The sequence below is a fragment of the Streptococcus moroccensis genome (genome assembly GCF_030812835.1).
In the GTDB taxonomy this organism is placed as follows: domain Bacteria; phylum Bacillota; class Bacilli; order Lactobacillales; family Streptococcaceae; genus Streptococcus; species Streptococcus moroccensis.
Window position 1 is genome coordinate 87320 of sequence record NZ_JAUSTM010000001.1, and the last position, 13881, is coordinate 101200.

Here is a 13881-nt window from a genome sequence, read left to right on the forward strand (position 1 = left end):
GGCGAATTCTAAGCGTTTATTGAGAAAAATGACGATTTTATGACAATTTTTTTACCCAATCTTGACAACCAGCTAGGACGCGGCGATAAGTTTCTTCAAAATCACCAGTATAATAAGGATCCGGTACTGATTCTGATGCAAAAGGTACAATCTTATCATGATACTTAGGATCAGACATCGTTTTAAGATTGGTAACGTTGGAAGCATCCATCCCAATGATAAGATCAAAGTATTCAAAGTCAGATTGACTCATCTGAGTCGAATTTTTTTGGCTATCAAAAGGAATTCCATACTGCCGAAAGATTGTCTGTGTCCCCTGGTGAATCGGGTGGCCATGCTCCCAGCCAGAGGTCGCTCTACTTTCAATTTCCACTTGGTCCGTCAATGACTTCATCACGAACTCCGCCATAGGACTACGGCATATATTTCCGAGGCAAACAAAGCAAACTTTTTTCATCACTAATCCTTTCTGTATATCCCCTTTTGCTAAACACGTCCCTTTTTTGAACCTAGCGAACGGAGATGGGTAACGAAAACGCCCTGAGCAAGCTCAAGGCGTTAAAAACTGCTAATTGCCGGGATCGAACCGGCGACCTCATCCTTACCATGGATGCGCTCTACCGACTGAGCTAAATCAGCGTACTGTTAAAGTATATCATAGGCCCTATAGGCTGTCAATAGATTGTCTCGATTTTTCAGTTTTTGGGTCACTACTTGAAATCTCAGTTTTTTTTCTTTAAAATAGACATACTAGAAAGAAAGGGGAATCATATGTTAATTGGTATTCCTAAAGAAATTAAAAACAACGAAAACCGGGTTGCTCTAACCCCAGCAGGTGTGTATGCTCTCGTTCAAGCCGGACACCAGGTCCTTGTAGAAACACAAGCAGGTCTCGGATCTGGTTTTGAAGACGCGGACTATACGGCTCAAGGTGCCCAAATAGCGCCAAGTGCGGAAGAAACTTGGGCTGCTGATCTCGTTGTCAAAGTAAAAGAACCCCTCCAATCAGAATATACCTACTTGAGAGAAGATCTCAATCTCTTTACCTACCTCCATATGGCTGCAGCACCAGCTTTAGCAAAAGCGATGCTCACCAGCAAAGCAAACAGTATTGCTTATGAGACTGTGACAAACGCTCAAGGGCAATTACCTCTTTTAACACCGATGAGTGAAGTGGCTGGCCGTATGGCTGTTCAGATCGGTTCCCAATTTTTAACCAAACAAGAAGGCGGCTCTGGCGTTCTGCTTGGTGGTGTCCCCGGTGTTCCAAAAGGCAAGGTTGCCATTATCGGAGGCGGTGTCGTGGGAACGCATGCTGCTCGAATCGCTCTCGGACTCGGTGCTCAAGTAACCATTCTGGATATCTCTGCTAAACGCTTGTCCGAATTGGAAGAAGTCTTCGGCAGTCAAATCCAAACCCTGATGTCAAATCCACTCAATATTGCTGAAGTCGTCAAAGAGTCTGATCTCGTTATCGGAGCTGTCTTGATTCCAGGAGCTAAAGCCCCTAAACTCGTTACAGAAGATATGGTGAAAACCATGCGTCCAGGCTCTGTCATTGTCGATGTTGCAGTTGACCAAGGTGGTGTCATCGAGACTGCTGATCAGACAACAACACATGATGAGCCTGTCTATACAAAATATGGCGTCCTTCACTATGCTGTTGCCAATATTCCAGGAGCCGTGCCTCGCACATCAACGATTGCTTTAACCAATGTGACGCTTCCTTATATTTTAGAGTTAGCAAACAAAGGGTTTAAAAAAGCGGTTCAAGATGACGACGGGCTCCTCCAAGGGGTTACAACCTACCAAGGCCATTTAACAAGCCTGCCGGTAGCTGAGGGCTTAAACCTAGAGCATCAATCTATCGAAGAACTGATCTAACTAATGAAAAAGCGAACCCCTTTGTCAGGGGGGCGCTTTTTGAGTGGTTGAATCTTTGGATCAGGTCTCTTTAGAGGAGTTGATTCAGTTGGCTTTGATTGACCAGAGGATAAGCATCTAAAAATGTCTGTATCTCTTTGAGAACTGTCGGCATGTGCCCTGTCTGGTCATTCTCAATTTGGAGAACCAAGAGGGGCTCGTGAAGGCTGAGGCGAAGCAGGAACCAGCCTTGCCCAAACGGCTCTGATAAGGTGATTCGGATACCTTCTTCATTTTCTGGATTGATGGTCCAACCGGTTACATCATAGGTTGCCAGGTCTTGAATCACTTGCTGGCCGAGGCCCTTGAAATCTTTTGTTTCTAATTTAAATCGGACTTCTTGAGTTTCAACCGGTTGCTTTAAATCTGCGATTAAATCATCTAAGGTTTGATTTTGCTGAGCTAAGGTTGGTAAGAGCATCAAGAGTTTTGCTGCAACGTAAGTTCCGTCATCAAGGAAATAATTTTCCTTAAAGGCCGCGTGCCCACTGGTTTCAATGGCCAGTTGACAATCGATACCTGCTTCATTTGCTGCAATGGCTCGGTTGATAACATTACGGTAACCTGAGATATAGCGGATTTGCTTACCACCCAACTGCTCGATGAAGTCTTTTAAGTGGTCTGAGGTAGGCGAATTGGTCACAATACTAGTGCCAGGATGCTCTGCCAAGGTGATGTGACTGAGAATGGCGATCAAATTATTCCGGTTTAGAATTTCACCACTTTTTGTGACAACTGCCGCGCGGTCCACATCGGTATCAAAAATAATACCTAAATCTGCTTGATGCTTGAGCACAGCTTGCTGGATACTAGCCATGGCTTCTTTGTTGTCTGGATTGGGAATATGATTTGGAAAGTGTCCGTCCGGCTCTAGAAATTGAGAACCAGATGTATCAGCGCCTAACTCATCCAGAACTCGAGTGGCAAAAAAGCCTCCTGCTCCATTTCCAGCATCGACAATAATTTTCATGCCCGAAAGCGGCTGATCTGTGATTAGACCGCTTCCTTTGCGAATCTTAGCGACCAAATCTGCTGCGTATGATGTAATCAGATCCGCACGACGGCATTTTCCTTGATGCCCATTACTGTTAGGTGATGTGTTATCTAATATAAAGTCAATATCCTCATGCTCAGCCCCACCTTTTTGGCTAAATATCTTAATACCATTGAAATAATAGGGTAGGTGGCTAGCTGTTATCATAATACCAGCGTCACAGGCAAAGTCTTGGTATTGGGTGGCTATAAACATGGCTGGCGTTGTTGCCATCCCAAAATCAATGACATCTACCCCTTGACGAGTCGCTTCTGTCATTAAGGCTGTTGCTAAAGCTTCACCGCTCAAACGACTGTCTCGACCAACTCCGATACAAAGTTTCCCCGACTGATAACTGTCTTCTTTGTCTTTTCGGAGCCAATGAATTATCCCTGACGTGATTTGAGTAACCGCTTCAGGACTTAGGGTCACCTCCAACTCCTCTGTAGCTATGGCTATCCCCCGGATATCTGAACCATTTTGCAAGTTTACCAACTCTGACATAGATACCTCCTTGGTTTGTAACTGTTTTCAAGCCTATTGTAGCATAAGTTTCATCTTATGGGAACAATTTTCATGTTTCTTTTCATCTGCAGTATTAAAAAAGTAAGCCCTTATCAAGAAACAAAAAAAGAGGCCGGATACCTCCGACACTCTTATGGGGTCTAGCGATAGATTTTTCGCACACGGCAAGTAAAATTCTCACCTAGCAGATGGGCTAACTATTCGGCATTCTTTGAGTAACAAATGAGTCCTAGATAAGCGTTAGTCTATATCGCGTCTTTCCTTTTCATAGGCATTGATGATTTCTGCAACGACTGGATGACGGACCACGTCTTTAGCGGAAAAATGAACAAAATCAATCTGTTTGATATTCTGTAACTTTTCCTGGGCATCTATCAGACCCGACTTTACCTTTCCTGGCAAGTCAATCTGGCTGATATCCCCATTGACAATCATTTTAGAATGAAAACCTAAACGCGTTAGGAACATCTTCATCTGCATGATGGTCGTATTCTGAGCTTCATCCAAAATGACAAAAGCATCATCTAAGGTCCGTCCACGCATGTAGGCAAGCGGTGCAATTTCAATAATTTCACGCTCCATCAGACGGGTCGTTTGGTCTTTTCCTAAAATTTGGTAAAGCGCATCATAAACAGGGCGCAGATAAGGATCAACCTTTTCCTTGAGGTCACCAGGCAAGAAGCCTAAGCTTTCTCCAGCTTCAACGGCTGGCCGAGTCAAAATAATGCGTTTGACCTGACCTTTTTTTAGAGCCGTTACAGCTAGCGTCACCGCTAAGAAAGTCTTACCGGTTCCGGCTGGGCCAATCCCAAAAACAATATCGTGATGCTTGACACTGTCCACATAAATCTTTTGTCCCAGTGTTTTGACACGAATCGGTTTCCCTGAATTGTCCTTGATGATTTCTTCTTCATAGAGGGCAATGAACTTGTCAATCTCACCATTACGGACCATGTTGATAGCAGTGACAACATCGGTCGTATTGACAAGCATACCGCGATTAACCAATACCAACAGCGCTTGAATGACCAATTTGGCCTGCTCACAATTCGCCTCTTCCCCAATCACTTGCACGACTTCTGTGCCAGCATGAATCACCACCTCAAGTTCATCTTCCATGAGCCTCAGATGACGTTCGTTGCTACCAAATAGATGCAAAGCATCATCAGGGTGTTTGAGTTGAATATCGATAGAATGTTCTTTCAAATTATGTCCTTTTCAAAAAACTTGTTTTACTTCTTCTATTATAGCAAAAATATTCCAAGCTGTATCTCAATGAGCTATGTAGTCATCCCAAATCTGATCAAATTCACTCAGATTAAAGGAGAAAGTCGCCGCATCTTCTAAGTAACGGCTGATGATCTCAAAGTCATCGGTATGTTTTGGGAAGGTTGTGTCTTCAAATACCAAGTCTGCTAGAATCGCTACCGGAGTATTTGACTTGGGATTGCGCTGGGTCATCAGCCAGCTGTAAAAGGATTTACGCACTAGTTCCAGTTCCTTTCTAAGAAGTCATGACGACGTTGGCTAGAGAGCGCATAGCGCTCAGGACTTTTCTTGTAAAACGCCTGATGGTATTCCTCAGCAGGATAAAAGGGTTGAGCTGGCTCAATGGTCGTGACAATCGGTCCTGCAAAACGTCCAGAGGCTTGCAAGGCTGCTTTTGAAGCTTCTGCAATCTGACGTTGCTCGTCTGTTTCGTAGAAAATCACAGGACGGTAGTTGTCCCCGCGGTCTTCAAATTGGCCAAAGGCATCAGTTGGATCTGTCTGAGCCCAGTAGAGTTCCACAAGCTCCGCATAGCTAATCTTGGCTGGGTCAAAGATAATCTCAACAGCCTCAGTATGGCCTGTGTGCCCAGCACAAACCTCCTCATACGTTGGGTTTTCCACATAACCGGCAGTATAGCCAGAAAGGACCGATTCTACCCCATCCATCTCTTCAAAGGGTTGCACCATACACCAAAAACAGCCACCTGCAAATATTGCTCTTTCCATAACTAATCTCCTTGTCTTCACGTATTTTTAGCATTATAGCAAAATTTTATAAAAATGTCTTAAAGCCAGTTAAAAACTCTTTCATCTTATCGATCAAAGAGTTCAAAGACTATGATGTTAACTCAGTCCCTAGAGGATCTTGCTTAATCTTTCCAGCCTTCATAAGACCTCCAAGAGCTTTTTTGAACTGGCCTTTCGAAATGCCAAAAACAGCCTTAATGTCCTCTGGGCTAGACTTGTCATTTAAGGTCATAAAGCCACCATTACTTTCCAGATAGGTTAAAATCATTTGAGCATCATTATCTAACATCTCAAAAGAACGGGGTTTCAGAGAGAGGTTAAGGGTCCGGTCAACTGTTCTAAAACCGACCACACGAGCCTCCAGTACTTGCCCTAGGCGGGGCTCGCTGAAGCGCTCAGACGGATGGATAAAACCAAGCATATTGTTATCTGGCAGATAAACAAAAGTCCCTGATAATTTGAGGCGGTAGACAATAGCCTTGAGGGTCTGGTTTTGCATGTTGTCATAGGCTGGCCCAGCCAAGGCTTGGAAAACGTCAGGCTGAGCTGGAATTCCCCAGATACGGTCCTTGCTGTCCACTTCTAGCTTAATGTAAAGCTGATCACCTTGCTTAGGCCACAATTCTTTCATTTCAGGTAAAATATCGAGAGAAACGACAATTTCCTTATCGGGAAGTCCAGTATCTACAAAAACGCCAAGGTCCTTACGGACTCCGGTCACTGTTCCCCAACCGTAATGGTCAAGATCCGCTGAGACGTCTTTGGTTGTCAAACGCAGCTTATGCTTGCTGTCAGTATAGACAAAGCCCTTGATCATGTCACCGATTTGATGCTCGCCTTCTGACTTATCTAAGGCCAAGGTCATTCCGTCTTTTTGCACAAAATAAAAGTGTTCATTTTCAGAGGTGATGAGACCTGTCGTAAAATTTGCCAATAATGTATTCATTGGTCATCCTTTCTTCAAAAAAGGGCGAAAGATACCTAGCTATGAGGTTTTCTCTCACCCTAATTCTGTTAAACTTCTAAGAGTTCTTTTTCTTTGTTTGCGGTCATGTCATCAATATGTTTGATGGCATCATCTGTTACTTTTTGAATGTCTTTTTCAAGACCCTTTAACTCGTCTTCAGTAATTTCTTTGGCTTTTTCTTGCTTCTTAGCGTCGTCCATCGCATCACGGCGGATGTTACGGATGGCAATTTTTGCATTTTCGCCAACTTTTTTCACTTCTTTGGCCAAGTCTTTACGTGTTTCTTCAGTCAACGCAGGAATAACCAAGCGAATCACAGAACCATCTGAAGACGGTGTAATGCCAAGGTCAGATACGTTAATCGCACGCTCGATGTCTTTGATAGATCCCTTATCAAATGGAGAGACCAAGAGGACACGCGCTTCTGGTATAGTGATAGACGCAATCTGGTTAAGAGGCGTGTCCACGCCATAGTATTCTACTGAAATACGGTCTAAAAGGCTGGCATTGGCACGACCAGCACGAATATGACCAAATTCACGCGCCAGACTTTGGTGCGACTGAGTCATGCGCTCTTGCGCTTTTTCAACAATAGGGTTTGCCATAAGATTTCCAACTTTCTCTTATTTTTTGTTTGAAACAGTTGTTCCGATGTGTTCACCAAGGACAACCTTTTTAATATTTCCAGCTTCATTCATGTTAAAGACGACCAGATCAATATCGTTATCCATAGACAGAGTAGCTGCTGTAGAATCCATGATTTTCAGTCCTTTATGAATCACTTCGACGTGAGTCAATTCAGAGAATTTCACAGCTTCTGGATCTTTCTTAGGATCCGCATTGTAGACACCATCAACACCATTTTTAGCCATCAAGATGGCATCAGCATCGATTTCAGCCGCACGGAGGGCAGCCGTAGTATCTGTTGAGAAGTAAGGCGATCCTGTACCTGCTGCAAAGATAACGATTCGACGTTTTTCCAAATGTCGTAACGCACGTCCGCGAACATAAGGCTCAGCCACCTGATGCATAGCAATGGCTGTTTGTACCCGAGTGTCCACGCCAACTTGTTTTAGGCTATCAGCCATCACAAGGGCGTTCATAACAGTTCCCAACATACCTGTGTAATCAGCTTGAACCCGATCCATCCCGACTTCTGCTGCAGGTTCCCCGCGCCAGAGGTTGCCACCTCCGATAACAAGGGCAATTTCAACTCCTGTATCATGGACTTCTTCAATTTCACGGGCAATTTTTTGAACAGTTGGAATATCAATACCAACTCCCTTTTCTCCAGCCAAAGCTTCTCCAGAAAGTTTTATCAATACACGTCTATATTTAGGTCGAACCATCTTACACTCCTTTTTTTATCCCTCTTATTCTACCATATTTGGCCTACTTTTTGTAGTGCTGGGATTAATTTTTTGAGCCTTAGTAGGAAAATTAATGCTGATGACCAGCTAACCATTTGCCCATTTTTTGATATTCCTTTAGCAAGAGATAGCCTGCCAACATGAAGGCTATCACGTCAGCAATCGGAATAGCAATAACTAGACCTTCTACACCATAGAGTAACGGTAGAAGTAAAAGTAAGGGAACAACTAATCCGACTTGTTTGAAAATGGAAATAAAAGCTCCTATCTTGGCTTTTCCAATAGCTGGGAAAAAGGTTGCCGAAAAGATTTGAATCCCGTTAATAGCCGAAACGAGAAAGAAAATACGCATGTAACGAATCCCGAATTCAAAATAAAGATCTGAACCTGATCCAAAAATACTTAAAATGTTCTTAGGAAAGAGCTCAAAACCTATCCAACACACTAGGGAAACAATACTAACTGCTTTTAAAGCAACTTGGATGGTCTCACGAACACGATCAAAATTTTTAGCACCATAGTTATAACTCAAGATAGGTTGGGAGCCTTGGACAATTCCGATGACAATTGCTATTAAAATCACATTAACTTTGGCAACAATTCCGGCCACGGCAATGGGAATATCTGCACCATACTGAGATAACTCACCATAAGTTTTCAACGCATTATTAGTCACAATTTGAACTAAGACATTAGATGATTGATTGATAAAAGAGGCCATGCCTAGTGAGCAAACCGTGATAAACATCGACCAATTCGGACGAAAATCACTTCGCTCAAATGTAACAGATTTAAAGCGTCTAAAGTACATCATCAAAATCGATGCTGATATCATTTGGCTCATAACAGTCGCCCAAGCTGCGCCAGCAATTCCCCATCCAAAGATGAAAATAAAAATGGGATCCAGAATTGTATTTAATAAGGCTCCCGCGATAATGGCCGCCATCGAATACTTAGCGGCACCATCAGCTCTAACGAGGGGATTTGTTCCCAATGAAAATAAGAGAAACGGTATCCCAAGACTCGTAATGCCAGTATAAATCTTAGCATATTCTAAAATAGAGTCAGTTGCACCAAAACTGATAAGCATCGGTTCAAGAAAGAGCCGCATGGTTAGGCACATTACGATACCTAGTATGAGTAATGTTGAAGCCGTCGACCCAACAGCCTTCTTGGCTAGGTCAGGATTTTTCCTACCAAGTTCTAAATTAAACTTTGAGGCAGCCCCAATCCCTAGCATTAAACCGATAGCTAGACAGATTGTTGTTAAAGGAAAGGCAACATTGGTAGCAGCATTACCTAAATACCCAACACCTTGCCCAATAAAAATTTGGTCGACGATATTATACAGGGCATTGACAATATTAGCAACAACGGCTGGAATAGCCAAAGACCGTAACAGTTCTGGGATGGGTTTTTGCCCAAAGGGATGAGTCTCTTTCTCCATACATTCCTCCTCTATTATTTTTCAAAGAGAAAACGGAGCCAAGTCAGGCATCCGTTTTGTCATATATAAAACCTTACTCTTAGAATGAGTTTGTATCAACTTTGATACCTACACCTTGAGTAGTTGTGATGTTCAAGCTAGTGATGTAAGTTCCTTTTGCAGTAGCTGGTTTAGCTTTAACGATAACATCGTTGAAGGCTTTGAAGTTTTCAACCAATTTGTCTGCATCAAATGAAACTTTACCGATGATAGCTTGCACGATACCTGCCTTGTCAGCACGGTAAGTGATTTTACCACCTTTAGACTCTTCAACTGCTTTAGCAACATCCATTGTTACTGTACCAGTTTTAGGGTTTGGCATCAAGTTACGTGGACCCAAGACGCGACCAAGACGACCAACAAGTGCCATCATGTCTGGAGTTGCGATTACCACGTCAAAGTCTAACCAACCACCTTGGATCTTTTGAGCCAAGTCGTCTTCACCAACGTAGTCTGCACCAGCTGCTTTAGCTTCTTCAGCTTTAGCACCACGAGCAAATACTAAAACACGTTGAGTTTTACCAGTACCGTTTGGCAATACCATTGCACCACGGATTTGTTGGTCAGCTTTACGAACGTCGATGTTCAAGTTGTATGCAACTTCTACAGTTGCATCGAATTTTGCAAAGTTAGTTTCTTTTGCAAGTGCTACAGCTTCTTCAACGCTGTATGCTTTTGTGCTGTCGATTTTTTCAAGTGCAGCACGCATTTGTTTGCTTTTTTTAGCCATTTTTTAGTTCTCCTTGTAAAGTGGTCATATCGATTTTCATCTCCCACATCACTCAGTGTAATGATGAAGTGAGCGGGTCTAGGGTACTATTAGTCAGTAACAGTGAATCCCATAGAGCGAGCAGTACCTTCGATCATACGCATCGCTGACTCAAGATCAGCAGCGTTCAAGTCTGGCATTTTAGTTTCAGCAATTTCTTGTACTTGCGCACGTGTCACTGAAGCAACCTTAGTCTTGTTAGGTGTACCTGATCCTTTTTCAACACCTGCAGCTTTTTTCAAAAGAACAGCAGCTGGTGGAGTTTTAGTGATGAAAGTGAACGATTTGTCTTCATATACAGAGATAACAACTGGAATGATCATACCAGCTTGGTCAGCTGTACGAGCGTTGAACTCTTTTGTGAAGCCCATGATGTTAATCCCTGCTTGACCCAAGGCTGGACCAACTGGTGGAGCTGGAGTAGCTTTACCGGCAGGAATTTGAAGTTTTACAAGTTTTTCGACTTTTTTAGCCATGATATAAAATCCTCCTATTGTGGTTTTGGCGGTAATTAAAGATTTTTACCTCCCACAAGCATGTAAATCTCACATACCTTTCTATTCTACACTATTTTTTTTGAGATTTCAAGTTTACAAACCTACTTTTTTGATTTAAAATAGAGATATGTTATTCCTCAAAATCGTATCTGTCTTATTTTTATTTCTTGGGCTTCCCTTGGCCATGGCGGTTACAGGGCTCTTTCGTTTGCGCCATTTTAACATAGGTGTGCCTGATGTTGCGTTACCGCTTTATGCGATTGCTCTTTACATCGTCAGTGCCCGCACCTTTTATCATAGTCTTTTAGCCCTCTACGTCCTGCTCCTAGCCCTATTGTTGCTTGGCATTATCATCTACTACTTTATCAAAAAAAGAACTGTTCCTATAAAGCGGGCCTTCAAAATCTTTTGGCGGTTGAGTTTTCTGTTAACCCTCATCTTTTATTTAGCTCTTGTGATTTATATTCTAATTTTTGTAGCTTAAAAGGCGTCCAGATTTGGAACGCCTTTTCTTATTCGTGAATTTCAAGGGGAAGGCCATCCGGATCAAAGAAGAAAGCCATGGCCTTGCCATCAAAGTCATCATACCGACGCCCCTGATGAGGAATACCTAACTGGTCAAACTGTTCCAAATAATCTGTTACAGAATTAACTTTAAAAGCTAGGTGCCTCAGTCCCGAATGCTCAGGATAGGGCAGGGCTGGCCTTGCTGGGGCATCTGGTTTGATAAAGAGTTCTAGGACCAGATTGCCCTGGGCAACATTGATAATCGTGTCGCCCTTGTCTGGACGAGGGTGTTCTGAGATGACTTCAAAGCCAAGCAGATCGACATAGAACTGTTTAGTTTTTGTGTAGTCTCTACTAATAATGGCAACATGATGGGCTGACTAAAGTCCATAGTTTTCCTTTACTATTCTTGTTGTAAAACCTTGCGGGGCTTCGTACCTTCTGCAGGACCGATAACACCAGCTGCTTCTAACTCTTCCATCAGTCGGGTAGCTCGGTTAAACCCAACTGAAAGACGACGCTGAATCATGGAGGCGCTAGCTTTTTGTGTTTCCAACACTAAGGCCTTGGCTTCCTCAAAGAGCGGATCACCTTCTCCACCACCTGCACCAGAATCGCTGTCGTTATCCGATACTTCTCCAGGATCAAAGGCATCGTCGTAATCGGCTTCGGCTTGATTCTTAATAAAGGTCACGATATCTTCAACTTCTTGGTCCGAAATAAAGGATCCTTGCAAACGACTCGGGTGATTTTCATCGATGGGCTTGAAGAGCATGTCCCCACGCCCTAGGAGCTTCTCAGCACCATTTTCATCTAAGATTGTCCGTGAATCGGTACCGCTCGATACGGCAAAGGCAATACGACTAGGCACGTTGGCCTTAATCAATCCGCTGATAACATTCACAGAAGGTCGCTGAGTCGCAAGGATCATGTGAATCCCTGCCGCACGTGCCTTCTGCCCAATGCGAATAATGGAATCTTCCACTTCTTTGCTGGCCACCATCATTAAGTCCGCTAACTCATCGACAATCACCACAATCAGAGGCAAGGGAATATGCTTTTCTTGAGATTGGCGGTTCCACTCCTCAACCTTGGCATTATACCCTGCGATGTTACGAACACCAAAACGGCTAAAGAGCTCGTATCGGTTTTCCATCTCGTCAACTACCTTTTGCAAGGCTCTGCTGGCCTTACGTGGATTGGTCACAACAGGAATCAAGAGATGTGGAATATCGTTATAGACAGAGAGTTCGACCATCTTGGGGTCTACCATCATGAACTTGACCTGATCAGGCCGGGCCTTCATCAGGATACTAGCAATGATGCCATTAACCGCAACGGATTTCCCTGAGCCAGTTGAACCTGCGACCAAGAGATGAGGCATGCGAGCCAAGTTGAAGGATTTGACACTGCCATTGACAGCTTTTCCTAGTGGAATTTCTAAGAGATTATCAGGATCGGTCTGGGCTTGTTCCCAAAGTTCCCTGAAGCTGACGGTTGCAATTTCAGAGTTGGGCACCTCAATCCCGATGAGCGACTTTCCTGGAATTGGCGCCTCGATCCGGACGTCCTTGGCGGCAAGTGCCAGAGCCAGATCATCCGATAAGTTGGCAATGCGGTTCACCCGGACACCTGTAGCCGGCTTAACCTCGTACTTAGTAACAGACGGGCCAATTTCAGCGCGTTCCACCGTTGCCTTGATGCCAAAACTTTCAAAGGCTTCTTCCAGTTTACGGATATTATCGCGAACAATTTTCTTCTCGCCAAGCTGGTTTTTGGGTTTTACAGGTGGAAGAAGATCGATGGTTGGGAGTTTATACTGAAGTTGTGCTTTAGGCGTGAAATCCACCAAGACTTCCTCACCATCATCTTCAAAGGCTTCAGGATCCGTCACATCACTAATCAGCTCTTGATCGGTCTCTTGGTCAAAACCTGCTGGTGCCCCCCATTCCTCATAATCATCATAAACTGGCTGATTGAGGCTAATCTCTGGCTGAGGTTTAGGTGATACTGCCTTTTCAAATCCAGGAGGAAGAATCTCTCCTGTCTCCAAGTCAATTTGCCGTGATAAGTCTGAGTCACTTTGGGCCAACTCCTCTTCAGATGGCTCAGAATCTTCTAGAAGCTGCGCAGCCTCAGCCTTTCTAGCCTCAGCTTTCTCTTCCCGAATGACGGCTTTTTCTGCCGACCACTGTCTATAGCTCTGCCATTTCCCCAAAAGGAATTGGCTGACATCATAAAGACTCCAAGGGCTCATAGCCAAAAGACCGCCAAGAGTCATCAGAACCGCAAACACATAGGCGCCAACATTGGCAAAGAGTGTCGCCAAGAATTTATGCAACACCCCTCCTAGAAGGCCACCGCCTGCAAAATAACTAACCTTAAATTGACGCAGGTCCTGAGATAGGTGAGCCCAAAGGGTCGTCAAGGCATCGCCATTAGGATTTTGCGTCGCAAAATAGGCCTGGAACCCAAGTGCTAGACCTACAAAAAAGAGCAGGAAGCCCCAAAAAATGTGACGGTTTCTGCGCAGCCATTTAAAGCCAAAGAGGTAGAAAACAATTGCTCCAATCGCAAGGTAAGCCAGGCTTCCCGCCACCATACGCATGAGGTTATACAAGGTGACTCCCATTGCTCCTAGGCGCAAGGCGGCAAATAACAGAATGAGGGTCAAAACAAAGCTAATGACCATTCGATTTACAGCTGCCTGCCGAGCTTGTTCTGCCTTAGTTGGCCGTCTCGTTGTCTTTCCTTTTGTTGATTTTTTCTTTTGTTGTACCATTGAG

General features: G+C 43.9%; 14 protein-coding genes, 1 tRNA gene and 1 pseudogene. 2 read left to right on the top strand and 14 right to left on the bottom strand.

Annotation, left to right across the window (positions count from 1 at the left end; all coding sequences use genetic code 11):
• Nucleotides 1-37 precede the first annotated feature (37 nt).
• Together J2S23_RS00465 and J2S23_RS00470 are read right to left on the bottom strand one after the other, a co-directional pair.
• On the bottom strand, nt 38-457 hold the full coding sequence (locus J2S23_RS00465; protein ID WP_307120801.1) for a low molecular weight protein-tyrosine-phosphatase: 420 nt from the start codon (nt 455-457) through the stop codon (nt 38-40).
• Between the two features lie 109 nt (nt 458-566).
• Nucleotides 567-639, bottom strand: a tRNA-Thr gene (locus tag J2S23_RS00470).
• Between the two features lie 132 nt (nt 640-771).
• On the opposite strand from J2S23_RS00470, the gene ald reads away from it, so the two are divergent.
• Nucleotides 772-1884 (top strand): alanine dehydrogenase, encoded by a 1113-nt coding sequence (ald, locus tag J2S23_RS00475; RefSeq protein WP_307120802.1) that lies wholly within the window; start codon nt 772-774, stop codon nt 1882-1884.
• Nucleotides 1885-1954: 70 nt separating this feature from the next.
• Here ald and J2S23_RS00480 read toward each other — a convergent pair whose 3' ends face one another.
• The 10 genes from J2S23_RS00480 to rplK form a co-directional block, all read right to left on the bottom strand.
• A complete protein-coding gene (locus J2S23_RS00480) occupies nt 1955-3460 on the bottom strand; it encodes a phosphohexomutase domain-containing protein (protein WP_307120803.1) in 1506 nt (501 codons plus the stop codon).
• A 261-nt stretch (nt 3461-3721) separates the two neighbouring features.
• Nucleotides 3722-4687, bottom strand: coding sequence for a PhoH family protein (locus J2S23_RS00485; protein WP_307120804.1), 966 nt, complete (start codon nt 4685-4687; stop codon nt 3722-3724).
• A 66-nt stretch (nt 4688-4753) separates the two neighbouring features.
• On the bottom strand, nt 4754-4969 hold the full coding sequence (locus J2S23_RS00490; RefSeq protein ID WP_307120805.1) for a YozE family protein: 216 nt from the start codon (nt 4967-4969) through the stop codon (nt 4754-4756).
• Nucleotides 4969-5478 carry a peptide-methionine (S)-S-oxide reductase MsrA gene (msrA, locus tag J2S23_RS00495; RefSeq protein ID WP_307120806.1) on the bottom strand — a complete coding sequence of 170 codons (510 nt, stop codon included), beginning with the start codon at nt 5476-5478 and terminating at the stop codon, nt 4969-4971. The genes J2S23_RS00490 and msrA overlap by 1 nt, the downstream gene beginning before the upstream one ends.
• Nucleotides 5479-5587: 109 nt before the next feature.
• Nucleotides 5588-6445: an RNA-binding virulence regulatory protein CvfB gene (gene cvfB, locus J2S23_RS00500; protein WP_307120807.1), complete on the bottom strand. Its 858-nt coding sequence runs from the start codon at nt 6443-6445 to the stop codon at nt 5588-5590.
• A gap of 68 nt (nt 6446-6513) precedes the next feature.
• Nucleotides 6514-7071: a ribosome recycling factor gene (gene frr / locus J2S23_RS00505; RefSeq protein ID WP_307120808.1), complete on the bottom strand. Its 558-nt coding sequence runs from the start codon at nt 7069-7071 to the stop codon at nt 6514-6516.
• An 18-nt stretch (nt 7072-7089) separates the two neighbouring features.
• Nucleotides 7090-7815: a UMP kinase gene (pyrH, locus tag J2S23_RS00510; protein ID WP_307120809.1), complete on the bottom strand. Its 726-nt coding sequence runs from the start codon at nt 7813-7815 to the stop codon at nt 7090-7092.
• A 91-nt stretch (nt 7816-7906) separates the two neighbouring features.
• Entirely contained in the window at nt 7907-9283 is a 1377-nt protein-coding gene (locus J2S23_RS00515; protein WP_307120810.1) for an MATE family efflux transporter, read from the bottom strand.
• Nucleotides 9284-9362: 79 nt separating this feature from the next.
• Nucleotides 9363-10052 (bottom strand): 50S ribosomal protein L1, encoded by a 690-nt coding sequence (rplA, locus tag J2S23_RS00520; protein ID WP_307120811.1) that lies wholly within the window; start codon nt 10050-10052, stop codon nt 9363-9365.
• A gap of 89 nt (nt 10053-10141) precedes the next feature.
• Nucleotides 10142-10567, bottom strand: a complete 426-nt coding sequence (rplK, locus tag J2S23_RS00525; protein WP_307120812.1) for a 50S ribosomal protein L11 — start codon at nt 10565-10567, stop codon at nt 10142-10144.
• 148 nt (nt 10568-10715) lie between these two features.
• Between rplK and J2S23_RS00530 the strand changes: the two genes are divergently transcribed.
• The gene (locus J2S23_RS00530; RefSeq protein WP_307120813.1) at nt 10716-11072 is read left to right on the top strand and encodes a DUF3397 family protein; all 357 of its coding nucleotides are present in this window, start codon (nt 10716-10718) and stop codon (nt 11070-11072) included.
• A 28-nt stretch (nt 11073-11100) separates the two neighbouring features.
• Here the strand turns inward: J2S23_RS00530 and gloA2 are convergent.
• Nucleotides 11101-11469: pseudogene (gloA2, locus tag J2S23_RS00535) on the bottom strand (SMU1112c/YaeR family gloxylase I-like metalloprotein); the annotation flags it as partial.
• 29 nt (nt 11470-11498) lie between these two features.
• Nucleotides 11499-13877 carry a DNA translocase FtsK gene (locus J2S23_RS00540; protein ID WP_307120814.1) on the bottom strand — a complete coding sequence of 793 codons (2379 nt, stop codon included), beginning with the start codon at nt 13875-13877 and terminating at the stop codon, nt 11499-11501.
• Nucleotides 13878-13881: the final 4 nt, after the last annotated feature.

Excerpts from the sequence above, each read along its gene's own strand:
- J2S23_RS00465 (WP_307120801.1), bottom strand. The coding sequence starts at position 457 with ATGAAAAAAGTTTGCTTTGTTTGCCTCGGAAATATATGCCGTAGTCCT.
- ald (WP_307120802.1), top strand. The coding sequence starts at position 772 with ATGTTAATTGGTATTCCTAAAGAAATTAAAAACAACGAAAACCGGGTT.
- J2S23_RS00480 (WP_307120803.1), bottom strand. The coding sequence starts at position 3,460 with ATGTCAGAGTTGGTAAACTTGCAAAATGGTTCAGATATCCGGGGGATA.
- msrA (WP_307120806.1), bottom strand. The coding sequence starts at position 5,478 with ATGGAAAGAGCAATATTTGCAGGTGGCTGTTTTTGGTGTATGGTGCAA.
- cvfB (WP_307120807.1), bottom strand. The coding sequence starts at position 6,445 with ATGAATACATTATTGGCAAATTTTACGACAGGTCTCATCACCTCTGAA.
- frr (WP_307120808.1), bottom strand. The coding sequence starts at position 7,071 with ATGGCAAACCCTATTGTTGAAAAAGCGCAAGAGCGCATGACTCAGTCG.
- pyrH (WP_307120809.1), bottom strand. The coding sequence starts at position 7,815 with ATGGTTCGACCTAAATATAGACGTGTATTGATAAAACTTTCTGGAGAA.
- J2S23_RS00515 (WP_307120810.1), bottom strand. The coding sequence starts at position 9,283 with ATGGAGAAAGAGACTCATCCCTTTGGGCAAAAACCCATCCCAGAACTG.
- rplA (WP_307120811.1), bottom strand. The coding sequence starts at position 10,052 with ATGGCTAAAAAAAGCAAACAAATGCGTGCTGCACTTGAAAAAATCGAC.
- rplK (WP_307120812.1), bottom strand. The coding sequence starts at position 10,567 with ATGGCTAAAAAAGTCGAAAAACTTGTAAAACTTCAAATTCCTGCCGGT.
- J2S23_RS00530 (WP_307120813.1), top strand. The coding sequence starts at position 10,716 with ATGTTATTCCTCAAAATCGTATCTGTCTTATTTTTATTTCTTGGGCTT.
- J2S23_RS00540 (WP_307120814.1), bottom strand. The coding sequence starts at position 13,877 with ATGGTACAACAAAAGAAAAAATCAACAAAAGGAAAGACAACGAGACGG.